The organism is Pseudoflavonifractor sp. (assembly GCF_050943825.1).
Lineage (GTDB): Bacteria > Bacillota > Clostridia > Oscillospirales > Oscillospiraceae > Pseudoflavonifractor.
The window spans coordinates 1-25627 of the sequence record NZ_JBMNPX010000001.1; the positions used below are offsets into that span (position 1 = coordinate 1).

Annotated in this window: 27 protein-coding genes and 2 tRNA genes; 24 read left to right on the forward strand and 5 right to left on the reverse strand. The window is 56.7% G+C overall.

Annotated features, from left to right (window positions below):
• The 12 genes from ACOX7T_RS00005 to ACOX7T_RS00060 all read left to right on the forward strand — a co-directional run.
• Positions 1–127 (forward strand): CbrC family protein (locus ACOX7T_RS00005; protein ID WP_433439560.1); only part of this gene is annotated, 127 nt, incomplete at its 5' end.
• Between the two features lie 19 nt (positions 128–146).
• Positions 147–1256: a hypothetical protein gene (locus ACOX7T_RS00010; RefSeq protein WP_433438647.1), complete on the forward strand. Its 1110-nt coding sequence runs from the start codon at positions 147–149 to the stop codon at positions 1254–1256.
• Between the two features lie 16 nt (positions 1257–1272).
• Positions 1273–1707 (forward strand): hypothetical protein, encoded by a 435-nt coding sequence (locus tag ACOX7T_RS00015; RefSeq protein WP_087336023.1) that lies wholly within the window; start codon positions 1273–1275, stop codon positions 1705–1707.
• A 40-nt stretch (positions 1708–1747) separates the two neighbouring features.
• Positions 1748–2482 (forward strand): SMI1/KNR4 family protein, encoded by a 735-nt coding sequence (locus ACOX7T_RS00020; RefSeq protein ID WP_433438649.1) that lies wholly within the window; start codon positions 1748–1750, stop codon positions 2480–2482.
• A gap of 101 nt (positions 2483–2583) precedes the next feature.
• Positions 2584–3102, forward strand: a complete 519-nt coding sequence (locus tag ACOX7T_RS00025; RefSeq protein ID WP_433438651.1) for a DNA alkylation repair protein — start codon at positions 2584–2586, stop codon at positions 3100–3102.
• A 174-nt stretch (positions 3103–3276) separates the two neighbouring features.
• A complete protein-coding gene (locus ACOX7T_RS00030; RefSeq protein WP_433438653.1) occupies positions 3277–3804 on the forward strand; it encodes an SF0329 family protein in 528 nt (175 codons plus the stop codon).
• 18 nt (positions 3805–3822) lie between these two features.
• The gene (locus tag ACOX7T_RS00035; protein ID WP_433438655.1) at positions 3823–4182 is read left to right on the forward strand and encodes a hypothetical protein; all 360 of its coding nucleotides are present in this window, start codon (positions 3823–3825) and stop codon (positions 4180–4182) included.
• Positions 4183–4233: 51 nt separating this feature from the next.
• Complete coding sequence (locus ACOX7T_RS00040) at positions 4234–4587, forward strand: hypothetical protein (protein WP_148316830.1); 354 nt, start codon at positions 4234–4236, stop codon at positions 4585–4587.
• A gap of 12 nt (positions 4588–4599) precedes the next feature.
• Entirely contained in the window at positions 4600–4959 is a 360-nt protein-coding gene (locus ACOX7T_RS00045) for a hypothetical protein (protein WP_433438657.1), read from the forward strand.
• 13 nt (positions 4960–4972) lie between these two features.
• Positions 4973–5752, forward strand: coding sequence for a hypothetical protein (locus tag ACOX7T_RS00050; RefSeq protein WP_433438659.1), 780 nt, complete (start codon positions 4973–4975; stop codon positions 5750–5752).
• An 11-nt stretch (positions 5753–5763) separates the two neighbouring features.
• Positions 5764–6477, forward strand: coding sequence for a hypothetical protein (locus ACOX7T_RS00055; protein WP_433438661.1), 714 nt, complete (start codon positions 5764–5766; stop codon positions 6475–6477).
• Positions 6474–7352 carry a DUF4261 domain-containing protein gene (locus tag ACOX7T_RS00060; protein WP_433438663.1) on the forward strand — a complete coding sequence of 293 codons (879 nt, stop codon included), beginning with the start codon at positions 6474–6476 and terminating at the stop codon, positions 7350–7352. Before ACOX7T_RS00055 ends, ACOX7T_RS00060 begins: the two co-directional genes overlap by 4 nt.
• A gap of 345 nt (positions 7353–7697) precedes the next feature.
• Here ACOX7T_RS00060 and ACOX7T_RS00065 read toward each other — a convergent pair whose 3' ends face one another.
• Positions 7698–8267: a hypothetical protein gene (locus tag ACOX7T_RS00065; RefSeq protein ID WP_433438665.1), complete on the reverse strand. Its 570-nt coding sequence runs from the start codon at positions 8265–8267 to the stop codon at positions 7698–7700.
• A 905-nt stretch (positions 8268–9172) separates the two neighbouring features.
• Here ACOX7T_RS00065 and ACOX7T_RS00070 point away from each other — a divergent pair.
• Together ACOX7T_RS00070 and ACOX7T_RS00075 are read left to right on the forward strand one after the other, a co-directional pair.
• Positions 9173–11326, forward strand: a complete 2154-nt coding sequence (locus ACOX7T_RS00070) for an ATP-dependent helicase (RefSeq protein ID WP_433438667.1) — start codon at positions 9173–9175, stop codon at positions 11324–11326.
• A 29-nt stretch (positions 11327–11355) separates the two neighbouring features.
• Entirely contained in the window at positions 11356–13146 is a 1791-nt protein-coding gene (locus ACOX7T_RS00075; RefSeq protein WP_433438669.1) for an ABC-F family ATP-binding cassette domain-containing protein, read from the forward strand.
• Positions 13147–13234: 88 nt separating this feature from the next.
• Here ACOX7T_RS00075 and ACOX7T_RS00080 read toward each other — a convergent pair.
• The 4 genes from ACOX7T_RS00080 to ACOX7T_RS00095 all read right to left on the reverse strand — a co-directional run bounded on the left by ACOX7T_RS00080 (position 13235) and on the right by ACOX7T_RS00095 (position 15986).
• Positions 13235–13311: transfer RNA gene (locus tag ACOX7T_RS00080), tRNA-Arg, on the reverse strand.
• Between the two features lie 147 nt (positions 13312–13458).
• Positions 13459–13535: transfer RNA gene (locus ACOX7T_RS00085), tRNA-Arg, on the reverse strand.
• Positions 13536–13946: 411 nt separating this feature from the next.
• Positions 13947–15227 (reverse strand): LysM peptidoglycan-binding domain-containing protein, encoded by a 1281-nt coding sequence (locus tag ACOX7T_RS00090; RefSeq protein ID WP_433438671.1) that lies wholly within the window; start codon positions 15225–15227, stop codon positions 13947–13949.
• A 15-nt stretch (positions 15228–15242) separates the two neighbouring features.
• Complete coding sequence (locus ACOX7T_RS00095; RefSeq protein ID WP_433438673.1) at positions 15243–15986, reverse strand: SH3 domain-containing protein; 744 nt, start codon at positions 15984–15986, stop codon at positions 15243–15245.
• 251 nt (positions 15987–16237) lie between these two features.
• Here ACOX7T_RS00095 and rplS point away from each other — a divergent pair, with 251 nt between their 5' ends.
• The 10 genes from rplS to clpX all read left to right on the forward strand — a co-directional run bounded on the left by rplS (position 16238) and on the right by clpX (position 25567).
• Positions 16238–16579, forward strand: coding sequence for a 50S ribosomal protein L19 (rplS, locus tag ACOX7T_RS00100; RefSeq protein WP_433438675.1), 342 nt, complete (start codon positions 16238–16240; stop codon positions 16577–16579).
• A gap of 189 nt (positions 16580–16768) precedes the next feature.
• Complete coding sequence (gene ylqF, locus ACOX7T_RS00105; protein ID WP_433438677.1) at positions 16769–17659, forward strand: ribosome biogenesis GTPase YlqF; 891 nt, start codon at positions 16769–16771, stop codon at positions 17657–17659.
• Positions 17656–18288, forward strand: a complete 633-nt coding sequence (locus ACOX7T_RS00110; protein WP_433438679.1) for a ribonuclease HII — start codon at positions 17656–17658, stop codon at positions 18286–18288. Before ylqF ends, ACOX7T_RS00110 begins: the two co-directional genes overlap by 4 nt.
• A gap of 40 nt (positions 18289–18328) precedes the next feature.
• Positions 18329–18688: a YraN family protein gene (locus ACOX7T_RS00115; protein WP_433438681.1), complete on the forward strand. Its 360-nt coding sequence runs from the start codon at positions 18329–18331 to the stop codon at positions 18686–18688.
• A gap of 28 nt (positions 18689–18716) precedes the next feature.
• Positions 18717–19670 carry a dipeptidase gene (locus tag ACOX7T_RS00120; protein ID WP_433438683.1) on the forward strand — a complete coding sequence of 318 codons (954 nt, stop codon included), beginning with the start codon at positions 18717–18719 and terminating at the stop codon, positions 19668–19670.
• Complete coding sequence (gene thrC, locus ACOX7T_RS00125) at positions 19658–21145, forward strand: threonine synthase (RefSeq protein ID WP_433438685.1); 1488 nt, start codon at positions 19658–19660, stop codon at positions 21143–21145. Before ACOX7T_RS00120 ends, thrC begins: the two co-directional genes overlap by 13 nt.
• 24 nt (positions 21146–21169) lie before the next feature.
• Positions 21170–21859, forward strand: a complete 690-nt coding sequence (locus ACOX7T_RS00130) for a metallophosphoesterase (protein WP_433438687.1) — start codon at positions 21170–21172, stop codon at positions 21857–21859.
• Positions 21860–21974: 115 nt separating this feature from the next.
• Positions 21975–23369 carry a trigger factor gene (gene tig / locus ACOX7T_RS00135; RefSeq protein WP_433438689.1) on the forward strand — a complete coding sequence of 465 codons (1395 nt, stop codon included), beginning with the start codon at positions 21975–21977 and terminating at the stop codon, positions 23367–23369.
• 149 nt (positions 23370–23518) lie between these two features.
• Positions 23519–24100, forward strand: a complete 582-nt coding sequence (clpP, locus tag ACOX7T_RS00140; protein WP_433438691.1) for an ATP-dependent Clp endopeptidase proteolytic subunit ClpP — start codon at positions 23519–23521, stop codon at positions 24098–24100.
• Between the two features lie 150 nt (positions 24101–24250).
• Positions 24251–25567, forward strand: a complete 1317-nt coding sequence (gene clpX, locus ACOX7T_RS00145; RefSeq protein WP_433438693.1) for an ATP-dependent Clp protease ATP-binding subunit ClpX — start codon at positions 24251–24253, stop codon at positions 25565–25567.
• The last annotated feature ends 60 nt before the right edge of the window (positions 25568–25627 follow it).

The following is a 25627-nucleotide window of genomic DNA, read 5'->3' on the forward strand; positions in this document are numbered from 1 at the left end:
CGATCCCATGTGGGACGATGAGCAGAGGGAAATGATTCAGGAATCCGTCAATGGCGGGCATCTGCAATGCTATCTGTTCCAGTGCCTCCACTGCGGAAAACACCTGGTCTGGATGGATTTTGATTGATAAGGAGGTGCCTGCGCCAATGGAAAAAACCTTCCTCAACCCCGCCACAAATAAGCAGTGGCGAATTGAAATTGACGGACATACCATCCGAACCTGCTTGAATGGCGGGAAGGTCAAGGAGATCCTGTGCGACTCCGCCTTCCAGGTCAAGAGCAAGGCGGCCAGCGCCATGATGAGCCAGATGAGGAAAGGATTTGTCTATCAGAATCGGGATGCCGCTGTTGGGCAGGCGCGGTGCCATCGGTTTGTCGGTAAGGACAGCAACGGTTTTATGCCTCTGGCTACCGCCCTCACACGGGACGACTTCTTCCTGACGAGGGTGGTCGGAGATTTTGAGGACGAGACCCTCTATCACTTCGATGGTAGCGGGGAGATCCTCGAAACAGTTTCCCTGGGTGCAAAGAGAATGACCTATGAGCAGGTTCTCTGCCCCAATGACACCCTTCTTCTGAACAACAGCTATCTTTTGGAGCAGTTCTCACTCCGCACCCATGAGGTCACGCCCTTTGTCAACAAGAAAAACAGCATGAAGGCCATGCTGGATGCCAGCGGTGACCTGGCCCTGTGGTACACAGGCGAGGAGATCGTCGCCTGTGACTTTGGCAGCAACACAGAGGTGTGGCGGGAAACGGTAAAATGCAAGAAGTCAAAAGACCCGAATTTTGCCTATTACTGCTTCGGAATGCTCTCTCCCCGGCAGAGCAAAGCGGCCTACCGCGTCACCGAGGGTGAGTATGTGCTGGTCGATTTGAAGTCCGCCCAAAAAGTAGTGATTCCCAATGAGGGCTGGCATCCCTTCTTCTCTCCAGATGACCAGTGCTTCTCTGTGGGCGGCAAGTTCTATCTGACCCAGACCGGAGAGGAGATAGCCAATCCTTTCCCGTTTTCTGTCCGGCAGGGGCTGAGTTTTTCAGACACCTGTATGGTACGGACAAGGGACAGCCTGATGGCCGTTCAGCAGGATCGTGGCAGCTCCCCCATAGAGGTGTGGGATACCGGCAGCGGCCAACTGCTGGCTACCATTGATGACCCCTTTGTGGTGCGGCAGGTGAATTTTGCCTTTACCAAGAGCGGACTTGTCCTGCACACTGATTACGGGGCCATGAGCATCTATTCCTGCGCCCTCTAAAACGGAGAAGTGACCTATGGATCATGAGAGGAAAAATCTATTGGCTCAGAAAAAAGCGCAGCTCAAGATAAAACAGAAAAGAGCAGAGATACAGCAATACAAGGACCGTCTCACAAAAAGTATCGAACATTTTTCTCAAAAATATCGATATGCGGATGAAGCGGAAGCACTCAAAATTGAAACCTTTATCTCAAAACTCAATTTTGAGCAGCCGGGGCAGCTGGCGATCCAAGAAGTTTGCCCATATCCTCATGGAAATGCCTACTTGTGCTTTTTAATGGGAACAGACGCCTTATTTGAGATTTATGTATTTGGCAAATATTCTGACATCATGAGCGATCATGATGCATGGGAAGTTTTCAGTCCATACCTGTTGCTTGTGGACGAGGATTTTATTCATTACACTTATATTAACGATGATGGCGAAGTCATGGAATCACAAGTATCGTGATGGCGGAGAAAGAGCGTGGACACCTATGAACAAAGAATCATTGACTGAAAAACTCCTGGACTTGGTCGAGGGGCGGGAAACTCCCGAAACCTGGAGGAGCTGGTGGGACGAACATGAGACGGAGTTGGAAGCCCTGCTGAGTCGGGGTGAATTTCTGAAGCTGAAGCCCTGCCGACATGGTTTCCAGTGGGTCCCGGTGTTTGGCAGCCAAAAGGGAGCCATCGCCATTCTGGAAAAGAGCGGCACAGCATTTGAGGCCAGCAATCTCTACCAGGAGCGGTATCTGGCGGAGCTGGACGCTTTCTGCGAGGAACAGAAGCAAGTACAGCGGGAAAAGCAAGCGAAATTCAAGGCCGACAACCCGGAGCTGTTTCGACGCTACCCCAAGTTCTCCAAGGCGTTGGCAAAGGTGCTGGACCCCACTGATGAGATCCAGCCTGCCGCCACGGAGGAGCAAATCGCAGGCCGAGAAAGGACGCTGGACTTCACGCTCCCGTCCCAGGTGCGGGAGTTTTTCCTGCTGACCGCAGGCATCAATGTATCCACAGGCGTGATCCTTACCCTTTCCGGGATGTTTGATCTGACCATCCATGGAGAGCGGTATTGTGTGCTGGGCGAGTTCTGGAAAGAAGCGGATGGCGACCAGCTCCTGCTCCGCCCCGGAGAGGAAACCATCTGGTACTACGCCCATGAGCAGGACAAGGTAAAGCGCCTCTGCAATGATATGGCAGAACTGCTGGAGAAGAAACTGGCGAGGTATCCCAATGAGCACTGAAAATATCGCCCATGAAAAACGCTATCGGGACTGGCGGGTGCAGTATATAAATGCGGTATAATGTTGACCAAAAAACTGACTTTAAAAGACGGTGAGTTCACTTGAGAGAAGACATTGAGAGCTTAGAGCACGACTTTTCCTTGATAGAAAACGGCTTTAAGGTTGAAGAAAAAAGAGCTTTGGATGATTATAAGGCTCATGATCGTGAATACATCAAAGAGTTGGCGCTTTTGGCGTACAAATCTGAAGTATATCAGGTAAGAATGTATGGCGTATTCCTTTTGGGCTACTTATCAGAAGATGATGACATTTTAGTATTCATGAGAGATGAGGTCTCGAAAGACGATGACTGGAGAGTTCAGGAGATATTAGCAAAGTCGTTTGATGAGTTCTGTAAGCGAAAAGGATATCAAAATGCTCTTCCAACGATTGATGAATGGATGAAAAGCAGCAATCCCAATACCCGGAGGGCTGTTACAGAAGGTCTGCGGATTTGGACGAGCAGACCATATTTCAAAGAGAACCCTATGGAAGCGATTAAACGGTTAGCTGGTTTGAGAGAGGATTCCAGTGAATATGTCAGGAAGTCGGTAGGTAATGCCTTGAGAGATATAAGCTAAAAATTTCCAGATTTAATTGAGGCTGAACTAAATCGTTGGAAATTGGATAGGAAAGAAATCAATCAAGTATATAAATTGGCAATCAAATTTATTAAGTAGCGAATTCCATTTTGTTTGAGAGACGCTTCTGCCAAAGTCAAGGATACTAACAACCGCAGAGAGGAGACAATCCCCATGTCAAACAGCCGGGTAGCCACTTGGAGCGGAATCCGAAACAAACTGGAGAATGACTACCTGTGCCCGGCGCTCCGGGACCGCATCCAGTATTTTGCCACCAGCTACTGGGAAAGCCATGACCAAACAGGCCGGGCGGCCATTCGATTGGACGGCGTGGAGGTGCTGCGAAGCAACTACTATGCCTATGAACAGCATTATTGGAACAGATATCAGGCCCTGCGGCGGGAGGGTGTCGGAGAGGTCGACCCGAAGGCCCCCTTCCGGCTGGCCCATGAAGGGACGCTGAGCGACGGCTGTTTTGACAACGGTTTTTTCTATGAGGCGTTTCACGAATTTGACAACCAGAGCATCGAGAAAAGCCTTGTCAGCAAGAATCCTCTTGTCCGCATCTTTGCCCTCCTGGACCGCAGGCTGGGAAAGCGCCGCCTGCTGCCTTTGGAGAAATCCATGGAGCAAGAACTGGACTGGGTGCGGGCCTTCTATGTGATCCGGATGCAGGCCGAAGGGTTAATGGAAAAGGAATAACATTCAGGAGGAACTGCCATGTCACAGATCGCATCCTTTTATCTTCTCAAAGACGGCCGGCGGCAGGAACTGTCCAATGGCGACTGCTCTGGCGCGGTTTATATGGCCATCTGGGACTGGTGTGAGAGCGAGCTGGATTTGGATGTCCGTTTTCCTGCTCCCCAGACGGAGGACACCCTGGACTGCGCTCTGCTGGAGGGAGAGCTGGCGTCTAAACTGCTGGCAGCTCTGCGGGAGCAGAACCTCCCGGAGCTGGCCGCTAAAATTGCCCCAGACTGGGATCTACTCACCGAGGCGGTACAAAGCGGACTTGAAACGCTGCGCTCCCATCTGGAACTGGTGCAGGGAGACGCTGCCCTGCTGTATGAAATGACTTGACGAGACTATGCCCATGACAAGGATACAGGTTAAGAAACGGAGAGAAATACCATGGTGAGAGATGGACTTGTGTTCAAAGATGAGGGTGGTCAGGTCATATTCAACCAGTACAGCTTCTGTGAACTGGTGAAGCACCTGCTGGTGGAGCTGGTGGGGATCTCCTATGAGGAAGCATCTCAGATAGTGGAACGCTCACCGCTGGCAGAGCCAGTGGCCGATGCCTTGGGAGTGGCGATATTCAGCCATGACCTGCCTTATTACTGGGCTATGTTTTTCTACTATGGGAACGGTTATTGGTGGAAAAGGGGTATTCCGGCGCAGCCAGAGGATATGGATGCCTATGAAGCTCTGGAAAATAAGATCATGGAGAAATATGACTTAAAGGAACCCTTTGAGTGGGAATAAGAGGTGAAATTTATGTGGGAGAAGCAAATGTATGAGCTGCTTGATAAACTGAGCCAAATCAATTATGAAGAACTCGATATAGACGATTTCTTAGATCAAAGAGACAGTGATCCTTTTGACAGTGAATGGGTCAGGGTTTATCAGGCTCTCGAAGAACTGAAAAAGGGAAAAACAGTTGCTGATACCCGAGAAATAGAGAAGAAAGCATACATCACCGTCTACGAAAAATCGGAGAATGATGAGTTGGCAGGGTACATCTCTGACGACTTTGGACTGATTGCAGACAGCAAACGGCTGGGCTACTCGGACAAATGGCTGGAGAAGCTGATTTCCTGCTATGAAAATGCAAGGATACCTTGCGGGGAACTTTGAGGGAGGTATTGCCATGGGACTTGATATTTACGCCGGAACACTGACACGGTACTATGCTCACAATTGGAAAACCGTTGTTCAGCAGTGGGCGGAGGAAAACGGATACGCCTTTAACCGGATCACGCCGGATGGAGAAGCTGCTGATAACGAGGAAGAAATGTCCCCGGCTGAGATCCAGACGGCGGTGGAGAACTGGCGGGATCAGATCTTGAGCGCCATTTCTCAGCCGGGCCAGCCCCCCTACACTCCCTGGACGGAGGACAATGAGAAGCCCTATTACACCGACAAGCCGGATTGGGATGCCTTCGGCGCTATGTTGCTGGTGGCCGCCTGCCATACATACGATGAGCCGGTGCCCCCCACTGTGGAGAAGGACTGGAACTTCGGAGAGCATCCTCTGGTAGCCCGCCTTGGATCGGATGAGGAGCGGGTGTGGTCCCTGTTCCGTGGGGCAACCTGGTGGCTGCCTCTGGCGGATGCCTTCTTCTTTCAGGCGCCTCTGCCCACCGATGATCAGGCGATGATCGCCACCCTGGGCGGACTGCGGAAGGAGCTGGAGAAGCTGAACCAGCTGGCGTGGCAGGCCGATGAGGATACCATCCTTGATTGGGCAGACACGGAGGGATACCCGGTAGACGGAATTATAGATGCAGATGGACAGTATAGCAAGGCGGACATCCCGGAACACACCCAGTATGACACCCAATCCCTTGCCAAGTTTGCCTTCTCCATGTTCTGGCGTGCCATGCGGTTTGCCGAGGAACAGCAGGTACCCATTTTGCTGGATTACTGAGGAGGGATTTTATGGGATATGATGTAAGTTTTCACCCGATTTCACCGGAAGAAATGCGGGAATGGTATTTCACCCCGCTTACCTGGATACAGCAGGGGCAGGAGGAAAAGGTGCTGGCCCTTGCCGCGCAGCACGGAATGGAGGATTTCTACGCGGAAAAATATCTGGACACCCTGCGAGTCGGGGCGGAGACAGAGCCTGATGAGTTATTTGATAAGAGCCATGGCTTTTACATTGCGGTGATCCAAGGCTTCTTCCGGGACTACTATTACACTAGAGGGAGCAGTTTTTCCCTTCTGATGGAGGAGAAGCCGGAATATGTCCGGTACTTCACCCCATGGGCGCAGGTGGTGCCAACAGCCTTTCCCACTCCGGCAGAAAATCAGATCATCGAAAACTACTGCTCCGGTGTGTACCTGTCTCGGGATCAGGTCACACAGCTCCTCCGGAATCTGGAGCAGGAACCAAAGGTGCTGGAAGATCTGGAGGGAGTTTGGAGCGATGGGCAGCTTGCGGTGCTGAAAAAGGCACTTGTCGCTGCGGCAGAATTGGGTGTCGGTCTGCTGGAAGCCACTGAGGTGGTGGAACCTAACCCTATCCGCCCCAATGAGAGTACGAGCTACTCAAACCTGTACCACTGCGACCGGGATGGGGTGTATCTCTACATGGATGCCGCCAGCAGGCAGATCGAGGATGCCATCAGGAGAAGTGAGGGACAAGTATGAGCAATAAAGTGTTCCAGCAAAACCTGAATGACAAAAAAGGCCCCCAGCCCGGTGGCCCCTATCTCATTCAGATGCTGTTCAAAGAGCCGGTGGACATGCCGGACAAGGACGAAATGACCGCTGTAATGGAAAAGCACATTGGCGCTGTAGAGTGTTTCTGCCGTGATAAAAAGATGGCCGGCTTTGCCGCCCTGGATCATATCGCGGAATTTCAGGATGGCAAATGCCCGGTGCAGCTGATGGTAATGAAATGCGATAAATTCAAGGGTAAAGGCTTTGACGCCTTCCTGATGAGTCAGATGTGGGACTGCCAGGAGGACCGAGAGCGGATTTTCCGGGAGTGCCGGTATCAGGTGGTGGCCACCGATATGCTGGCTGCGGCGCTTCCGGCGCTGGAGCGGGCCAACTTGGACGCCGACTTTGTGGAGGCCCTTGCGGAGCTGTACCCCACCTGTGAGGCGTTCTATTTCCAGAACTGCGGCAAGCTCCTACTGGCGGAGGATGTGCGTTCCCACCAGATCGAAGGCTCGGATCGTTTCATCCGTTTTGGCGTCAATGTCCGCTTCTTCAACATTGAGGGTACCGAGGATATGCTCATTGATACAGTGGGCATGAGTACCCTGTTCCTGCCGGATCTCCAGTACCATTTCCACGATATGAACCCCAACTGGGTGGTAAACCACGCCTACAATGTGGCGTCCTATGTTCTGGAGCATGACAACCCTATTAAGGATGGGGAAACGGTAGACGGCGTAGCGGATGGTCAAATGAGTCGGGAAATCCAGTGGAAGTGCCAGTATGAGGATGCCCTGATCCAGCCGCCCAGAGGGGTGCTGGATATCCATATGGGAGAATTTGCTGCTGGGCAGCGGTAAAATATAGTGTGTTTGGAGCAGATAGGGATGCTTTTCTTATATACAAAAGAGTAGGGGCATATTGCTTTTTGACTTGCGCCATCATGCTGCGTATTTTTGGCTCATGCAGTTGTGACCTGTTGTTAAAAACAGCAGACAGACTTCTCGCTGCTCACAACATTGAGCCAAACCAATCAAGCTGTTGTATGTGGCACTGTCTCCCACCTTAATGATGCTTTTTGTGAAAAAGATCTGCTTTTATACATCAAAATGGTTACTCTCAGAGGACCTAAAATATGAGTTTGTGATACCGCATATAATACTTATGACTTTACTGTACGGATAGGCAACATCTCATCACAGGCCTCACACTGAGAGCGTGTCCCAAATTGTCTGACAGACCTCTTCTCGCTTTACAAAAGTAAAGCTTATATGTGGATACATGGCCTGATGTCGCAATATCTGTTCGTGTAAGTAGGTTCCAACAAAAGTTTGATTTTTGACTGTACACTGCCACTGGGCTAAATCAGAAATTAGTTCTACATGATCGCTTGGGTCAGTACCAATCACATATACCAGTTGTTTACCGACAACCTGTGCAAGGAGCGCAGCGTTTTCATAAGACTTCCTGTTTCTTGAGCCTGCAAAGTCCTTATAGAGTTCTAGGATATTATCTTTGCGGTCTACAATGACATTGCTATTTGATGTGGTATAATCTCCAACAGGTAAGTACTGTGGTAGGATGATAACACCATGCTCTGCGCACCAATCGACCATGGGGGAGTGGCCTTCGCGACTGTCAGCATTAAGCACAGGAAGCCCAGAAAGGTTTGCCAGTAGCAATGCGTGCCGCCAGTTAGGATCACCCTGCCGCCAGCCACCTGTGGTGCCAATACGGATATCATCTGGAGTAATTTGAGCGGCGGATGCTGGCAACGATCTCCTTACATCTATATATCTGGTGCCCGTCCGGCGATGTAGCTCCAGACATATATGATGTCCGGCTGCCTGCGCCAATGATTGTACATTGGCGCAGCCACTGAGGTGGAGTGCGTCCAGTGCACACCGGATGACAGTGGTACCTCTGCGCTTATCCAGTCTCCAGATCAGAGGCCACTTGCCGGTCTGCTGATATATATAGGTAGCCCATCCCACACATGGGCCAACCGATATGTCATAGCGGATATAATAGGCTGTACAGTCTTGCTCGGCGGAAAGAAGTTTTACTCTGTAAGTAGCATCTGTGGGTGGATTAGGTGGATACATTGATTATCTGCCTCCAACACAATAGATTCAAGTTGCGGATTGATTATAAGCAAAGCAACTTAATTCTATTGGCAGGATGTTTCTTTACTATCCCATACCACTTATAACTTGCAAAGCAAGACAGGTCCTGCTATAATCGTCTTAACTGAAACGAATCTCCTTAGGCACCTTGTACTTGTCCCCCGCAAACAAGCACATTGTCCCGAAATAATGACTCACAAAAGAGTCCGAGGAAATTCGTTTCCCCGGGCTCTTTTTTTATTTCTTTTCTGTTTTTAGCCCGGGCTTTGGATTGATTTGGAACTAATTTGGAACTTTTTTCGAAAAAGATGGGGCCAGCAGCTTGTGGTCAAAATGGTTGGACAAACGACTGTTTTGGATGGGATGACCACAAATTGCCGTTAGCGCTTGACGGGAGAGAATCGGCTTCTTCCTCAAACCGATTGAAAAGGGCTCGCGGCAGCTGCCGCGGGCCCTTTTTTCATAGACGGCCATCAAGCACTCCATTCTCTCTTGAGGCGCAAAAGGATTCCTGCTATAATAGAAAACAACTGTTCTAATAAGGAGGGAGCTGGATGACGGATCTTCTGGAGGGCCTGAACAACGCCCAGCGGGAGGCGGTCACGTCTACCGAGGGCTTTGTCCGGGTCATTGCCGGCGCGGGTTCGGGCAAGACCCGGGCGCTGACCAACCGCTTTGCCTATCTGGTCAACGAGCTGGGCATCCTGCCGGGCAATATCCTCTGCGTCACCTTTACCAACAAATCCGCCAACGAGATGCGCCAGCGCATCCATCAGCTCACCGGGGACAACGACACCGGGTACATCAACACCTTCCACGGCTTCTGTGTCTCCATCCTCCAGGAGGACAGCCATGCGGTCCAGTATCCCAAGAGCTTTCTGGTGCTGGACAATTCCGACATTGACGCCATGCTCCAGATTATCTATGAGGAGCGGGGGCTGACCCTGCGGGATATGACCTTCTCTGCGGCCCGGCACCTGATTGAGGACTACAAGCTGTTCCGGAAACCGGAGTATTATGAGGACCTGATCAACCTGTCCCTGGACAACCTGAAGGAGAAGTATCTCAATGCCGTCCAGACAGGGGACATCATCTTCTACGGCTACCTCTACCAGGAGAAGAAGTGCTTCGGCCTGGACTACAACGACCTCATCAAATTCTCCCTCTACATATTTCAGGAGCACGAGGACATCAAGCTCAAGTGGCAGCAGCGGCTGGAGTACATCATGATCGACGAGTTCCAGGATATCGACCAGCTCCAGTACCAGCTGATGGAGGTGCTCTGCGGCTACCATAAAAATTTGTTCATCGTGGGGGACCCGGACCAGACCATCTACACCTGGCGCGGCGCCGACGTGAAGTACCTGCTGGAATTTGACCAGCGCTTTCCCGGCGTAAAGACCATTATGATGATGGAGAACTACCGCTCCACGCCGGAGATTCTGGCGGCGGCCAACGCGCTGATTGACAAGAACAAATACCGCATCCCAAAGGCGCTGATACCCACCCTGCCGCCGGGCGCCCCGGTGCTGTGCCACCTGGGGGAGACCCAGGAGGCGGAGGCCAAATGGATGGCGGGAGAGATGGAGCAGCTCCACAGCCAGGGGGTCCCATACCGGGACATGACGGTGCTCTACCGTGCGCACTATGTGTCCCGGTCGGTGGAGGAGGTTCTGCTCCAGAGCAAAATCCCCTATACCATTTACAGCGGCGTGCAGTTTTTCGGCCGCATGGAGATTAAGGACGCCCTGTCCTACCTGAGGATGATCGTCTACAAGGATGACCTGTCCTTCCGGCGGATTGCCAACGTGCCCAAGCGGAACCTGGGCAAGCGGCGGATGGCCTTTTTGGAGGAGTACGCGGAGAAAAACGGCCGCACCCTCTACCAGAGCCTGCTGGACAACCTGGAGGACCCGGTGTTCAAGGGCACCAGGGCCCAGGCCTTTGTATCTTTAATAGAGACCTTTGCCGCCGGATATGAGGGCCGCCCCATCTCGGAGGTGCTCTCCGCCATTCTCAACGAGAGCGGCTATGAACGGATGCTCCGCACCGAGGGCAGCCAGGAGCGGCTGGACAATCTGGCGGAGCTGAAGCAGTCGGTGTACGAGTACGAGACCACCTGCGGCGAGGAGACCACCCTGGAGCACTACCTGGCTCACATCGCCCTGTTCAGCAACAGCGACACCGGGGACCAGGGGGACAAGGTGAAGTTGATGACCGTCCACGCGGCCAAGGGCCTGGAGTTTCCCTATGTGTTCCTGTGCGGCATGAACGAGGGGATTTTCCCCTCCCGAAAGGTGCGCACCCTCCAGGGCATGGAGGAGGAGCGGCGGCTGGCCTTCGTGGCCCTGACCCGTGCGGAGAAGGGGCTCTATCTCTCCGAGGCGGACGGACGCAATTTTGACGGCTCGCCCCGCTATCCGTCCCGGTTCCTGCTGGATATTGACCAGGAGCTGCTCACCTACACCAGACCGCCGGAGGAGGGACTCATCCGGGAGGCCAGATACGCCATTGCCAGCAGTGAGCGGTACCTGCCGGAGGATGACAGCGCAATCGTCTTTTCTGTCGGCCAGCGGGTGCGGCACCAGATGTTCGGCCTTGGCACGATTCTGGAGGTGGACAGGGAGCGGGGCGCCCACGTGGTCCAGTTTGATGAGATGGCCACGCCCAGGCGGATCTCCTTCCGGGCCAAGCTGGAAAAACTGTAATACAAAAGACCCAGAAAGGGGAATGACATATGCTCTTGTCGGCAGAGCACATCAAAAAGGCATACGGCACCAAGGTGCTGCTGGACGGGGTATCCCTCTACCTGAACCAGGGGGACAAGGTGGGTGTCATCGGCATCAACGGCACGGGAAAATCCACCCTGCTGAAGATTCTGGCGGGGGCAGAGGAGCCGGACGAGGGCACTGTCTCTCTGGACCCCAATGTCCGGGTGGAGTACCTGCCCCAGAACCCGGCCTTTGAGGGGAGCAGAACCGTGCTGGAGCAGGTGTTTGCCGGACTCTCGCCCGAGGCCCGGGAACTGGCAGAGTATGAGGCCAAGACCATCCTCACCCGGCTGGGCATCACAGACTTTGAGCAGCGGGTGGGTACCCTGTCCGGCGGCCAGCGGAAGCGGGTGGCCATGGCTTCCGCCCTGGTCCATGAGAGTGACGTGCTCATTCTGGACGAGCCCACCAACCACCTGGACAGCGAGATGGTCCGCTGGCTGGAGGACTATCTCCGCCAGTACAAGGGCGCTCTGGCCATGGTGACCCACGACCGGTACTTCCTGGAGCGGGTGGTCACCCGGATGGCGGAGGTGGAGCGGGGCAAGCTCTATTTCTACGAGGGCAACTATGAGGACTATCTCCGCATCCGGGCGGAGCGGGAGGAGATGGCCCAGGCCAGCGAGCGCAAGCGGCAGTCCATCCTCCGCCGTGAGTACCAGTGGGTGATGCAGGGCCCCACCGCCCGGGGTACCAAGAGCCGGGAGCGTCTGGAACGTTATGAGGCCCTGAAGGAGCAGAAGGGCCCGGAGCAGCGAGCCGAGCTGACCCTGTCGGCCATCTCCAGCCGCCTTGGGAAAAAGACCATTGAGCTGCGGGGCGTCACCAAGGCCTTTGAGGGCCGGACGGTGCTGCGGGACTTTGACTGCATGCTCCTGCGGGACGACCGGATTGGTATTGTGGGCACCAACGGCAGCGGCAAATCCACCCTGCTCAACCTGATCGCCGGCCGGCTGACCCCGGACAGGGGAGAGATAGAGCGGGGAGAGACGGTGCGCATCGGCTACTTCAGCCAGGAGAACCCCGTCATGCCTCCGGAGACCCGGGTCATCGACTACGTCAAAGAGATCGGCAACTATATCGAGACGCCTGAGGGCACCCTCACCGCCACCCAGCTGCTGGACAAGTTCCTGTTTCCGGGGGATATCCAGTACAGCCCTATCTCCAAGCTGTCCGGCGGAGAGAAGCGGCGTCTGTTCTTGATGGCGGTGCTGGCCTCCGCACCCAACGTGTTGCTGCTGGACGAGCCCACCAACGACCTGGACATCCAGACCCTGGCCATTCTGGAGGACTATCTGGAGACCTTCCCGGGAGCGGTTATCACCGTCTCCCACGACCGGTTTTTCCTGGATAAGGTGGTGCGCCGGGTGTTCGCCGTGGAGGCGGACGGCGTGGTCCGGGCCTATCCGGGTGGGTACACCGAGTACCTGGCCGCCCGGCAGGCGGAGGAGAAGGCCAAAGCGCCCAAGGCTCCGACGGCTGAGAAAAAGCAGGAGCGGCCCCAGGGCCCCAAGAAGTTGAAATTCAGCTACAAGGAGCAGCGGGAGTATGAGTCCATCGATGGTGAGATCGCCGCTCTGGAGGAGAAGATGGCCGATGTGAAGCGGCGGCAGGAGGAGTGTGCCAGCGACTATGTGGCGCTCCAGCAGCTCCAGGAGGAGCAGGCCCAGCTGGAAGGGGAGCTGGAGGAGAAGATGGACCGGTGGGTCTATCTCAACGACCTGGCAGAACAGATAGAAAAGCAGAATCAGCAGTAAATACAGCGGCGCTCCCTGCCAGTGGGAGCGCCGCTTGCTTCAAATAAAAACAATAAAGCCCTGAAATCATTCGATTTCAGGGCTTTATTGGTACGGCTGAAGGGATTCGAACCCCCGACCTACTGGTTCGTAGCCAGTCACTCTATCCAACTGAGCTACAGCCGCATATTGTTTTGCATGTCTCTCGCTGACAGCTTACCTATAATACCACAGAGAAAGACAGAATGCAAGTAAAAAATAAAAAAATTAATGAAAGAGAAGTGTGAGCATAAAACAATAGGCTTCTGAAATCTATTGATTTCAGAAGCCTATTGGTACGGCTGAAGGGATTCGAACCCCCGACCTACTGGTTCGTAGCCAGTCACTCTATCCAACTGAGCTACAGCCGCATATCGTTTTGCTCGCTGTTTTAATCAACCGCTCGCTGACGACTTGATTATAATACCACAGCAAAAAACAAAATGCAAGAGGAAATTTCAATTTCCACGAAAAATTTCCTCAGATAAAAAATGGAGGTGTGAGAGGAAATAAAATGAGACACAGCTACGCTGTGTCTCAACATGATATCCATATAGAAAGCGCCACAGGGACGCTGAAGTTTTGGTCTGTCATCCCCGCAGAGAGCGGTTGCCGCTCTGCGGGGAGACAGTGTAGGTTCCTGGAAAAAGAGAGGGAGGAGGTCAGTCGTATGGGTTCCTGACAACTGTAAGGATACCACGTTTTGAAAGAAAGTGATGGACAGTTTGAGAACACTGAATGAACAAATTGTGAATGACAGATTCCCCTCTCTTTCGCACGGACTATGGGTCCAGAATATCGTACAGCGCGTTGAGTACCCGCCAGTTCTGGGGAAAGGAGCGCATCAGATTCCAGTAACCCACACCGCTCAGACCGTATCGGGGCACAAGGGCCAGCTTGGCCCGGATGCTGCGGGCGTCCTCAAACCAGACTTCATGGGCGGCGCCGTTTTCGTCGGTGTAGTAGAAGAAGGGGGACTGCGCCTGGGTCGAGTACTGAATTTCCGCGCCGTACCGGATGGCCAGCGATACTGCCTCCTGGCTAGAGAGGGACTGGGCCCGGCTTTCGCCCTGGACAAAGGGGAGGGTCCAGTTGTAGCCGTAATTGGGGATACCCAGCCACAGCTTTTCCGCCGGAATCTCCGTCAGTGCATACTCCACCACCTGACGCACGTTGGGCAGGGGAGCCACCGCCATGGGCGGGCCGTAGGTATAGCCCCACTCATAGGTCATGAGAAACGCCCGGTTGACGGCCTCGCCGATGGCGCGGTACTTGTGCCCCTCATAGAGGAGGCCTTTCTGATCAGCGGAGGTCTTGGGGGCCAGCGCCGCGATGACCGGGTAGCCCATGGGGTTGAAGTGGGCGGAGAGGCGCCCGAGAAAGTCGGCGTAGGCTCCGGCCTCCTGGGGAAAGACAAATTCAAAGTCCACGTCCAGCCCACGGTAGCCCTGCTCCAGCACAGTCCGCTCCAGATTGTCTATCAGCGCATCCTGCACAGCCATATCGTTGAGCACCAGACTGGCCAGCTCGTTGGAAAAGCTGCCCTCCTCCGTAAGCGTGGAGAGATGGAGGAGCGGGGCTGTGCCGCTCTGAAGAGCCATGGAGATGAGCCGACTGTCATCCGGAGGAATCAGTCCACCTTGGGGGGTGATACCATATGTAAAGGGGGTGAGATAGGTGAGATAGGGCAGAAGGGCCTGAAGCTCGCTCTGTCCGATGAAGGGATAGGCATAGCCGTTGACGGTCAGGGCGCCCAGTTTCTCGCCCTGGAAGGCGATGATCAGCGTCTGACCGGGATAGATGAGGGAGCCACCGCCCAGCACCGGATTGTTTCGGAGCAGCTGCCGGAGAGAAATGTCGTACCGGGCGGCAATGGCGGAGAGCGTTTCGCCGGGGCGGACGGTGTGGGTCAGCCGGGGGAACTGGACCACCAGCGCCTGCCCTACCGCCAGGCGGTAGGGGGCGGAGAAGCCGTTGTCGATGGCCAGGAGAGAGAGAGGGACGCCGTAGGACTGGGCGATGGAGAAGAGAGTGTCGCCGGGGGCGACCACATGGATAACCATGACGCGCCCCTCCGTTCAGGAGAGCAGGGTAATGAAGTCGCTGCTGGCGTAGCCTACAACGCCGTCAAACTGCACCAGATACCATCCCTGCCACTGGTTTATCACCGTGAGCCGGGCGCCGTCGTAGGCCTTGGCAATCACCTGGGCGGAGGTGTCGGGACGGCTGCGGATGTTGAGGTAGCCCCAGCTCACATCCACCACGCCCTGCCGCGCCGGAACGGGGGTGAGGAAGGGAATGCCGAAGTACTCCGTGAGGGAGAGAACCAGATTGCGGGCGATTGGCTCCAGGTTGTTTTTAATCCAGCTTGCATCGTCCGGATTGTCGTGGTAGCCCAGCTCCAGAAAGGCCGACGGCGCCCGCACCCGGCGCACTTCGCCGATGGAGGTGGTACCCTCCGCCCGGACGTTGTTGGGGAGGGGATAGATGGTCTTCAGGTTGTCGGCCATGATGACGGCCGCCCACCGTCCCTTGGCAGAGGTGGGGTAGTAGAAGACAATGATGCCCCGGAGCTGCCCGTACTGCCCGTCGGGGGCCGCGTTGGAGTGGAGGGCCAGGTGGAGATCATACTGTCCGGCGTTGGAGGCGGCGATGGAGGAAGCGGCGGTCATGTCCGGTGTGTTGCGGCTGAACTGGATGCCGCTGGAGATGAGGTAGGGGACCATAGCGTCGGCCAAGCGGTTCATCCACTCCTCCTCTGTGCCGCCGTTGACATAGAGATTATTTTCCTGGGTAGAGGGTGAGAGATAGATTTTCGGCATGGGAATACCTCCTTTTTGCCCCATCCTATGCAGCGGGCGGGCAAGGTGCCAGCACAAACTCGGTTCAGACTGTCCAACAGGACAGAATTGAGGGAGAAAAGACAGCGGAAGCAGAAGTTTTCCTTGCATTTTGGAAAAGTATGTGATATCATATCTCAGTCTGAATAAAGGGTGATCCTCTGCCGCTGCCGGGAACTGTATCCGGCGTCAAAAAGCGGGCATGAACGCCTATAAATTAGGAGGAAATTATAATGGATCTGATGAAGGCATTTACCGAGAAGCACCTCAAGGCTGAACCCCCCAAGTGCGACGTGGGCGACACCGTCCGCGTGTCCATCCGCGTCAAGGAAGGCAACCGTGAGCGTACCCAGGTGTTCGAGGGTACCGTGATTGCCAAGAAGCACGGCGGCATTGAGGAGACTGTCACGGTTCGCCGCGTCTCCTACGGCGTTGGCGTGGAGAAGGTTTTCCCCATCCATGCTCCCTCCACTGAGAAGATCGAGGTTGTCCGTCACGGCAAGGTCCGCCGTGCCAAGCTCTACTACCTGCGCGACCGCGTGGGCAAGAGCGCCAAGATCAAGGAGAAGCTCTAATCCAAAACCGCAGAAGGGGAGCCGCCGGAAGGCGGCTCCCCGTTTGCATTTCCACAAAACAAAGCGGACAGGGTTCCATTTTCCGGCAGAGTTGTGTATAATGGAGCTTGCTGAACCGTAATAAAATCAGAGTTTGCGGCCGCCCATTGACGCTCAACGGGCGGCCGGCGGAAATACGGAGGAAAAAAGATGGATATTCAGTGGTTTCCCGGCCATATGAAAAAGACCCAGCGGATGATCGCCGAGAACCTGAAGTACGTGGACATTGTGGCCGAGGTGATTGACGCCCGCATTCCGGTCTCCAGCCGTAACCCGGATATTGACACTCTGGTGGGGGAGAAGCCCCGTCTTATCGTGCTCAACCGGGCCGACCAGGCCGACCCTGCGGGCAACCGCCTTTGGGGAGACTGGTTCAGGAGCCGCGGCTGGTCCGTACTGGAGACCGACGCCAAGGAGGGAAAGGGAATCAACCAGTTCTCTCCCGTGGTCAAGGAGGTCCTGAAGGACAAAATTCAGCAGTGGCAGGCCAAGGGTCAGGTGGGACGGCCCATCCGCGCCATGATTGTGGGCGTGCCCAACGTGGGCAAGTCTACCTTTATCAATAAGGTAGCCCGCCGGAAGTCGGCCAAGGCCAGCGACAAGCCGGGTGTCACCCGGGGCAAGCAGTGGGTGGCGGTGGACGCCGGCCTGGACCTGCTGGACACGCCGGGTATCCTGTGGCCCAAGTTTGAGGACCCTCAGACCGGCCTGCACCTGGCCTTTACCGGCGCGGTAAAGGATGAGATTATGGACACCGAGACCCTGGCCTGCCACCTGCTGGAGGAGCTGGCGGCCGCCTATCCCGCCGCCCTGACGGAGCGCTACAAGATTGGGGTGCCGGAGCGGAGTGAGGAGGAAGAGGGCCTTGCCTACGGCTATGCCCTCCTGGAGCAGGCGGCCCGGAAGCGGGGTTTCCTCATCTCCGGCGGCGAACCGGACACGGAGCGGATGGGCAAGGTGCTTCTGGATGAGTTCCGAGCTGGCAAGCTGGGACGCTTTACCCTCGAGAAACCCCAGGCGGTTTCGGAGGAGACGGAATGAAGCAGACAGTGCAGGTTGACCTGTGGGAGATTGAACGCTCCTGTAAGGAGCGGGGGTATCAGCTCATCTGCGGCGCCGACGAGGCGGGAGCCGGACCGCTGGCCGGTCCGGTGTACGCCGGAGCGGTTATCCTCCCTGAGGGCCTGGTTCTGGAGGGGCTGAACGACTCCAAGAAGGTGACGCCCAAGCGGCGGGACCGGCTTTTTGATGAGATTCAGGAGAAGGCCGTGGCCTGGGCTGTGGTGTCGGTGGACGAGAAGGAGATTGACGCCATCAATATCCTGAATGCCCGTATGAAGGCCATGGAGCTGGCCATCCAGGCCCTGAAACCGGCTCCGGACTACGCTCTGATTGACGGAAACCGGGACAAGGGCATCACCATCGCCCACGAGACTGTGGTCAAAGGGGACGGGCGGAGCGCCAACATTGCCGCCGCCTCCATCCTGGCCAAGGTGAGCCGGGACCGCTACATGGAGGAGATGGCGAAGCTGTACCCGGAGTATGAGTTTGAGCGGCACAAGGGCTACGGCACAAAGCTGCATTTTGAGCTGCTGAGGAAGTACGGCCCCTGTCCCATCCACAGAAGAAGCTTCCTGAAAAAGCTGGAGGCCGCTCAAAACAAAGACTGAACAGGAAAACAACTTTACAGAAAACAGGGGGATGGGACGTATGAATACCAGCCTGCTGGGCCGCTGGGGGGAGTCCCTGGTGGCGGAGGAGCTGCGGCGGCGGGGGTGCCGTGTGGTGGCCGCGGGCTACCGGACCCGCTTCGGAGAGATCGACCTCATTGCGGAGGACGGCCCTTATCTCCTTTTTGTAGAGGTCAAGCTGCGTAAAAGCGACCGCTTTGCTCCGGGCCGGGCCTTTGTGGACCGGGGGAAACAGGAGCGCATCCGCACCACAGCGGAATTATATCTGGCCCAGAATCCCACAGAGCGCCAACCCCGGTTTGATGTAGCGGAGGTCTACGCACCCCAGGGGACGGCTACCGCCCAGCCCCAGATTGTCTATCTTGAGAACGCATTTTAGCGCGTCCCCTGCCGGGACGGAGAGGGAAGTGATTTCAACGGAGCGAGTATGTCTGTTTGACGGTCATTGCGACACCATTCTCCATTGCTTTGAGCATGGCGGCGGTTTCCGCAGGAGCGGGGGCCACCTGGACCTGGAGCGGACGGCGTCCTTTGGGCCTTACGCTCAGTTCTTTGCTATTTTCGGGGATGCCACCACAGAACCCGGCCTGCCGCTGTGGCGGCTGTTCCAAAAGGAATATGATATTTTTCAACGGGAGATGGCGGCCAACGGCGACTTGGCAGTCCATTGCCGCACGGCTAAGGAGGCGGATGCCGCCTTCCGGGCGGGAAAGTGTGCCGCCTTTCTCTCGGTAGAGGGAGCGGATCTGCTGGACTGCGACCCGGAGCGTCTGGAGGAGGCCTTCCGCCTGGGGGTCCGGGTGGTAAACATCACCTGGAACCACGCCAACGTCCTGTCCGGCTCCAACGCAGAGGAGAAGGACAGAGGACTGTCCGAGCAAGGAAAGGGATTTGTCCGCAAAATGAACCAGCTTGGCATGCTGGTGGATGTGTCCCACCTGTCCGATCCCGGCTTCTGGGATGTGGCGGAGCTGTGTAAAGGTCCCTTCATTGCCAGCCATTCCAATGCCCGCGCCGTATTTTCTGCCCCAAGAAACTTGACCGACGGGCAATTTACTGCCATAATAGAACATCATGGTGTGGCAGGGCTGAACATGTTTGCCGACTTCCTGGGGGAGGACCCGGATTATGACACGGTGATTTCCCATCTGGAACATTTTCTCTCCCTGGGTGGAGAGAAGAGCGTGGCCATTGGCGGGGACTGGGATGGAATTTCCAAAATGCCCCGGGGAATGTCCGGCATTCAGGATATGGCGGAGCTGTATGAGCGGCTCCTGCGGCGCAATTATTCAGAAGCGCTGGTGCGCGATGTGTTCTTCAATAATCTGATGAGGGTTGTGAGTGAAGTATGTACTATGTGAGCACAAGAAACAAGCAGATGCGGCTTGCCGCTTCTCAGGCTATCGCACAGGGGCTTGCAGAGGACGGCGGTCTGCTGACCCCCGAGGTGTTTCCCAAGCTGTCCCAGAACGGGCTGAAAACCCTCACCGATATGTCCTACCAGCAGCGGGCCGTGTACATCATGAAGCCCTATCTGGACGACTTTACCGCCTCTGAGCTCTCCTCCTTTGCCGCCAAGGCCTACGGCAAGGACAAGTTCGACGTCCGTGAGGTGGCCCCTGTCCGCAAGGTGGACGAGAATACTTACTGCCTGGAGCTGTGGCATGGCCCCACCTGTGCCTTCAAGGACATGGCGCTGCAGATGCTGCCCCATCTGCTGACCGCCTCCCTGAAGAAGAACGACGAGAAGAAGACCGCCTGCATTCTGGTGGCCACCTCCGGCGACACCGGCAAGGGCGCCCTGGAGGGCTTCCGGGACGTGGACGGCACCAAGATTCTGGTGTTCTACCCCAAGGATGGCGTCTCCGCCATCCAGGAGCTGCAGATGAATACCCAGGAGGGCGAGAACGTAGGGGTCTGCTCCGTGGTGGGCAACTTTGACGATGCCCAGACCGGTGTCAAGCGCCTCTTCTCCGATGAGAAGCTGCGCGCGGAGCTGGCGGAGCGGGGGTATTTCCTCTCCAGCGCCAACTCCATCAACTGGGGCCGGGTGCTGCCTCAGATCGTCTACTACGCCTCCGCCTACTGCGACCTGGTGCGGGAGGAGAAGATCGCCCTGGGCGACCCGGTGAACGTCTGTGTGCCCACCGGCAACTTCGGCAATATTCTGGCCGCCTACTACGCCAAGCAGATGGGCGTGCCCATCCAGAAGCTGATCTGCGCGTCCAACAGCAACAACGTGCTGACCGACTTCCTGAACACCGGCGTGTACGACCGCAACCGGCAGTTCTACAACACCATGTCCCCCTCCATGGACATCCTCATCTCCTCCAATCTGGAGCGGATGCTCTTTGAGCTGACCAACAACAACGACGAGGAGGTCAGGGGCTACATGGCCCATCTGGCCGCCGAGGGCCGCTATGAAGTCAGCGAGGAGATCAAGAAGAAGATGAGCGGGCTCTTCGCCGCCGGCTTCTGCGACGACGCCGAGACTCAGAAGGTCATCTCCAAGGTGTGGAACAAGTATCACTATCTCATCGACCCCCACACCGCCGTGGCCTACGATGTGCTGGAGCAGTACCGGAAGGAGAGCGGGGATACCACCCCCGCCATCGTGGTGTCTACCGCCAGCCCCTTCAAGTTCTGCGACACCGTCCTGGGCGCGCTGGGTGTGACGGAGCTGGCCTCCGGCACCGACATCATTGCCCAGCTGGCCGAGAAGACCGGCGTAGCGGCCCCCGCGCCTCTGGCCGGGCTGGCCGGCAAGGCTCTGCGGTTTGACAAGACTGTCACCAAGGACCATATGGTGGATGCAGTCCTGGACATGCTCCGCTGAAGAAATTTTGCCTGGAGGTATGGCATGGCCCTTTACGCAATCGGAGATACCCACCTGTCCCTGGCCGTGGACAAGCCCATGGACGTGTTCGGCGGCAACTGGACCGGGTATGTGGACAAGCTGAAGCGGGGCTTTGAGCGGGTTGGGCCGGAGGATACCGTGGTGCTCTGCGGGGACATCTCCTGGGGCATGAGCCTCCAGCAGGCCAGGGAGGACTTCGCCTTTCTGGACGGCCTTCCCGGAAAAAGGAAATATATTTTGAAGGGAAACCACGACTACTGGTGGACCACCGCCGCCAAGATGAACAAGTTTTTCGCAGAGAACGGCTTTAACACCCTGACGATTCTTCACAACAACTGCGGGGAATACGGCGACCTGGCCCTCTGCGGCACCCGGGGCTGGTTCTACGAGGAGGACCAGAACGGCCACAATGAGAAGGTGTTCAACCGGGAGCTCATCCGGCTGGAGGCGTCGCTGAAGGCGGCGGGGGAGAGGGAGAAGCTCTGCTTTCTCCACTACCCGCCCCGCTACCAGGGATACACCTGCCCGGAGATCATCGCCCTGCTGGAACGCTACGGCGTACAGGGGTGCTACTACGGCCATCTCCACGGCGGCAGCCACCGGCTGGCCATCGAGGGAAGGTGCGGCGCGGTGGAGTATCACTTGGTGTCTGCGGATTATCTCAACTTCGAGCCGCAAAGAATCTGTGAATAATTCGAAAAAAGACTGGTAATTTAGAAAAAGATCTGGTAGTATAAATCGGATAACGCAAATAGGCACCCGGATGGTACAATTTTTTGTCCCGGTGCTGACAGGAGGAAATAACAAGATGAATGTCAAAAGCGTAGAGAAGCAGGAGAAGAGCAAGGTTGAGCTCATCATCGAGGTGAGCGGCGAGGAGTTCGAGGCCGCCATCGACAAGGTCTATAAGAAGCAGCGCGGCAAGATCGCTGTCCCCGGCTTCCGCAAGGGCCACGCCCCCCGCAAGATCATCGAGGGCATGTACGGCTCCGGCGTGTTCTACGAAGATGCCATCAATGAGATCTATCCCCAGGCCTACAGCCAGGCCATTGAGCAGGAGAACCTGGACGTTGTGGCCTGGCCCGACATGGAGATCCTGGACGCCGGCAAGGGCGGCTTCTCCTTCAAGGCTACCGTCACTGTGCGCCCCGAGGTGAAGCTGGGCGAGTACAAGGGTCTCACCGCCCCCAAGGCTGAGGTCAACGTCACCGACGAGGACATCGAGAACGAGCTCAAGCCCTACATCCAGCGCGCTACCAGCCTGGTGGCCGTGGACCGCGAGGCTCAGCTGGGCGACACCGTGGTGCTGGACTTCGAGGGCTTTGACAACGGCGTGCCCTTTGAGGGCGGCAAGGCCGAGGGTCACAGCCTGGAGCTGGGCTCCGGCGCCTTTGTTCCCGGCTTCGAGGATCAGCTGGTGGGCATGAAGGCCGGCGAGGAGAAGGACATCGACATCACCTTCCCCGAGGACTATCACGCCGACCTGGCCGGCAAGCCCGTTGTCTTCCACGTGAAGATCAACGAAGTCAAGGAGAAGAAGGTCCCCACCGTGGACGACGAGTTCGCCAAGGACGTGTCCGAGTTTGAGACTCTGGCCGACTTCAAGGCTGACCTGAGCAAGAAGGTGACTGAGCGCCGCGAGAAGCAGGCTCAGGAGAACTTCGAGAACGCTCTGCTGGAGCAGGTTGTGGCCAACATGGAGGTTGAGATCCCCGAGGCCATGGTGGACTACCGTGCCGACCAGATGATGGACGACTATGCCCGCCGTATCACCTCCCAGGGCATCCCCTTCGAGAGCTATCTGCAGATGATGGGCATGACCAAGGAGGCCATGCGTGAGCAGGCCAAGGACGGCGCCCTGCATCAGATCCAGGTGGAGCTGGCTCTGGACGCCATCGCCGCCGCCGAGAACATCGAGATCTCCGACGAGGAGAAGGAGGCCGAGTTCAACCGCCTGGCCGAGCAGTACAGCATGCCTGTGGAGCAGGTGAAGGCCGCCGTGGTGGAGAGCGAGCTGGTCAAGGAGCTCAAGACCAAGAAGGCCGCCGAGGTTGTGTACAGCAACGGCAAGGTGGGCGAGGCTGAGAAGGCCGAGACTGAGGAGAAGCCCAAGAAGAAGGCCGCTCCCCGCAAGAGAACCACCAAGAAGGCCGAGGCTGAGGAGCCCAAGGCTGAGGGCGAGGAGCCCAAGACCGAGGAATAAGATTCCAATCGGCGGGTATACTTTAGCAGTATGACTGCCCGCCGCTCCGCCAGGTGTGTGTGCCCTGGGGTGAGATGGGAGCGGACGTGCCGGACGGGGAAGCATGCCTCTTCCCGCGTCCCTACATCCAACAAAGGAGATCATGAACCATGAGCTTAGTACCCTATGTAGTGGAGCAGACCAACCGCGGTGAGCGCTCCTATGACATTTTTTCCCGCCTGCTGAATGATCGTATCATTTTCCTGGGCGAGGAGGTCAACGCCACCACCGCCAGCCTGGTCGTGGCCCAGATGCTCTATCTGGAGGCCCAGGACCCGGACAAGGACATCCAGTTCTATATCAACAGCCCCGGCGGCTCTGTAACCGACGGCATGGCCATCTATGACACCATGCAGTATGTCAAGTGCGACGTGTCCACCATCTGCATCGGCATGGCGGCCAGCATGGGCGCGTTCCTGCTGTCCTCGGGCACCAAGGGCAAGCGGCTGGCCCTCCCCAATGCGGAGATTATGATTCACCAGCCCTCTGCCGGCACTCAGGGTCAGATTACCGACATGGCAATCCACCTCAAGCGCCTGGAGATCATCAAGAAGCGGATGAACAAGATCCTGGCTGACAACACCGGCAAGCCGGTGGAGGTAGTCACGGCCGACTGCGAGCGCGACAACTTCATGTCCGCGGAGGAAGCCTGTGAGTATGGCCTGATCGACAAGGTCATCTACCAGAGATAACCCCAAGACAGCGCGGGAGCATTCTGTGCCCCCGCGCTGTTCCAGCATTGCTTCGGCGGCGGCCCGCGGCGGAAAGGCCGCGGCAGCTAAGGGCCGGGCAGGCTCCGCCCGGCGCCGCCGCAATCGAACAGAGAGTCAAGAGGTAATGATATGGCAAAAAACGACGAAAAGAAATCGGTTCGCTGCTCCTTCTGCGGCAAGCATCAGGAGCAGGTCAACCGTATCATCGCGGGACCCGGTGCCTATATCTGCAATGAGTGCGTCCACCTGTGCATGAGCATCCTGGACGACACCTATGATCCCGAGGAGCAGGTGAGCCCCGACATCCCCGATGTCATTCCCACTCCCAGGGAGATTCGTGATGTGCTGGACCAGTACATCATCGGCCAGGAGGAGGCCAAGGTGGCCCTCTCGGTGGCGGTGTACAACCACTACAAGCGGATCTACTTCGGCGGCGGGGAGGACGTGGAGCTCCAGAAGAGCAACATCCTGCTGGTGGGCCCCACCGGCAGCGGCAAGACCCTCTTCGCCCAGACCCTGGCCCGGATTCTGAAGGTGCCCTTCGCCATTGCCGACGCCACCACCCTGACCGAGGCCGGCTATGTGGGCGATGACGTGGAGAACATCCTCCTGCGTCTGGTCCAGGCCGCTGACTTCGACATTGAGCTGGCCGAGCGCGGCATCATCTACATCGACGAGATGGACAAAATCGCCCGCAAGAGCGAGAATACCTCCATCACCCGCGATGTGTCCGGCGAGGGCGTCCAGCAGGCACTGCTGAAGATCCTGGAGGGCACGGTGGCCAATGTCCCGCCCCAGGGCGGCCGCAAGCACCCCCACCAGGAGTTCATTCAGCTCAACACCAAGAACATCCTCTTTATCTGCGGCGGCGCCTTTGACGGTCTGGAGAAGATCATCGAGCAGCGTCAGGACCGCAAGACCATGGGCTTTGGTGCGGAGATCAAGAGCAAGAAGGAGCTGGACCGCTCCGCCGTGCTCAAGGATGTCCAGCCCCATGACCTCATCAAGTTCGGTATCATCCCCGAGCTGGTGGGCCGTCTGCCTGTGGTGACCACCCTGCGGGCCCTGAACAAGGAGCAGCTGGTGCAGATTCTCACCGAGCCCAAGAACGCTCTGGTGAAGCAGTACGAAAAGCTGCTGGAGTACGACAATGTGGCCCTGCGCTTTGAGCCCGCAGCCTTGGAGGCCGCGGCTGACAAGGCCATTGAGCGGGAGATTGGTGCCCGCGGTCTGCGCGCCGTGCTGGAGGAGAGCGTGACCCAGATTATGTATGACGTGCCCTCCGATCCCACCATTACCGGTGTGACCATCACGGCGGAGACCATCCGGGACCACGCCCAGCCCATCATCGAGCGCGACCCCAACCGGACCGAACGGCCCCGCCTTGGCGGCGCCGCGCTTCGGGCGGAGCGGGGCGGCATGCCGGCTCAGGGCAACGTGTCCTGAGATTGAAAAAAGCGTCCGTCCTCACGGGGAGACAGCTGTAACATTCTGAGGGGCGGGGGA

What these genes read in the sequence shown, in the direction of transcription:
- ACOX7T_RS00010 (WP_433438647.1), top strand. Translation starts at nt 147, where the DNA reads ATGGAAAAAACCTTCCTCAACCCCGCCACAAATAAGCAGTGGCGAATT.
- ACOX7T_RS00015 (WP_087336023.1), top strand. Translation starts at nt 1,273, where the DNA reads ATGGATCATGAGAGGAAAAATCTATTGGCTCAGAAAAAAGCGCAGCTC.
- ACOX7T_RS00030 (WP_433438653.1), top strand. Translation starts at nt 3,277, where the DNA reads ATGTCAAACAGCCGGGTAGCCACTTGGAGCGGAATCCGAAACAAACTG.
- ACOX7T_RS00035 (WP_433438655.1), top strand. Translation starts at nt 3,823, where the DNA reads ATGTCACAGATCGCATCCTTTTATCTTCTCAAAGACGGCCGGCGGCAG.
- ACOX7T_RS00040 (WP_148316830.1), top strand. Translation starts at nt 4,234, where the DNA reads ATGGTGAGAGATGGACTTGTGTTCAAAGATGAGGGTGGTCAGGTCATA.
- ACOX7T_RS00045 (WP_433438657.1), top strand. Translation starts at nt 4,600, where the DNA reads ATGTGGGAGAAGCAAATGTATGAGCTGCTTGATAAACTGAGCCAAATC.
- ACOX7T_RS00050 (WP_433438659.1), top strand. Translation starts at nt 4,973, where the DNA reads ATGGGACTTGATATTTACGCCGGAACACTGACACGGTACTATGCTCAC.
- ACOX7T_RS00055 (WP_433438661.1), top strand. Translation starts at nt 5,764, where the DNA reads ATGGGATATGATGTAAGTTTTCACCCGATTTCACCGGAAGAAATGCGG.
- ACOX7T_RS00060 (WP_433438663.1), top strand. Translation starts at nt 6,474, where the DNA reads ATGAGCAATAAAGTGTTCCAGCAAAACCTGAATGACAAAAAAGGCCCC.
- ACOX7T_RS00070 (WP_433438667.1), top strand. Translation starts at nt 9,173, where the DNA reads ATGACGGATCTTCTGGAGGGCCTGAACAACGCCCAGCGGGAGGCGGTC.
- ACOX7T_RS00075 (WP_433438669.1), top strand. Translation starts at nt 11,356, where the DNA reads ATGCTCTTGTCGGCAGAGCACATCAAAAAGGCATACGGCACCAAGGTG.
- ACOX7T_RS00090 (WP_433438671.1), bottom strand. Translation starts at nt 15,227, where the DNA reads ATGGTTATCCATGTGGTCGCCCCCGGCGACACTCTCTTCTCCATCGCC.
- ACOX7T_RS00095 (WP_433438673.1), bottom strand. Translation starts at nt 15,986, where the DNA reads ATGCCGAAAATCTATCTCTCACCCTCTACCCAGGAAAATAATCTCTAT.
- rplS (WP_433438675.1), top strand. Translation starts at nt 16,238, where the DNA reads ATGGATCTGATGAAGGCATTTACCGAGAAGCACCTCAAGGCTGAACCC.
- ylqF (WP_433438677.1), top strand. Translation starts at nt 16,769, where the DNA reads ATGGATATTCAGTGGTTTCCCGGCCATATGAAAAAGACCCAGCGGATG.
- ACOX7T_RS00110 (WP_433438679.1), top strand. Translation starts at nt 17,656, where the DNA reads ATGAAGCAGACAGTGCAGGTTGACCTGTGGGAGATTGAACGCTCCTGT.
- ACOX7T_RS00115 (WP_433438681.1), top strand. Translation starts at nt 18,329, where the DNA reads ATGAATACCAGCCTGCTGGGCCGCTGGGGGGAGTCCCTGGTGGCGGAG.
- thrC (WP_433438685.1), top strand. Translation starts at nt 19,658, where the DNA reads ATGTACTATGTGAGCACAAGAAACAAGCAGATGCGGCTTGCCGCTTCT.
- ACOX7T_RS00130 (WP_433438687.1), top strand. Translation starts at nt 21,170, where the DNA reads ATGGCCCTTTACGCAATCGGAGATACCCACCTGTCCCTGGCCGTGGAC.
- tig (WP_433438689.1), top strand. Translation starts at nt 21,975, where the DNA reads ATGAATGTCAAAAGCGTAGAGAAGCAGGAGAAGAGCAAGGTTGAGCTC.
- clpP (WP_433438691.1), top strand. Translation starts at nt 23,519, where the DNA reads ATGAGCTTAGTACCCTATGTAGTGGAGCAGACCAACCGCGGTGAGCGC.
- clpX (WP_433438693.1), top strand. Translation starts at nt 24,251, where the DNA reads ATGGCAAAAAACGACGAAAAGAAATCGGTTCGCTGCTCCTTCTGCGGC.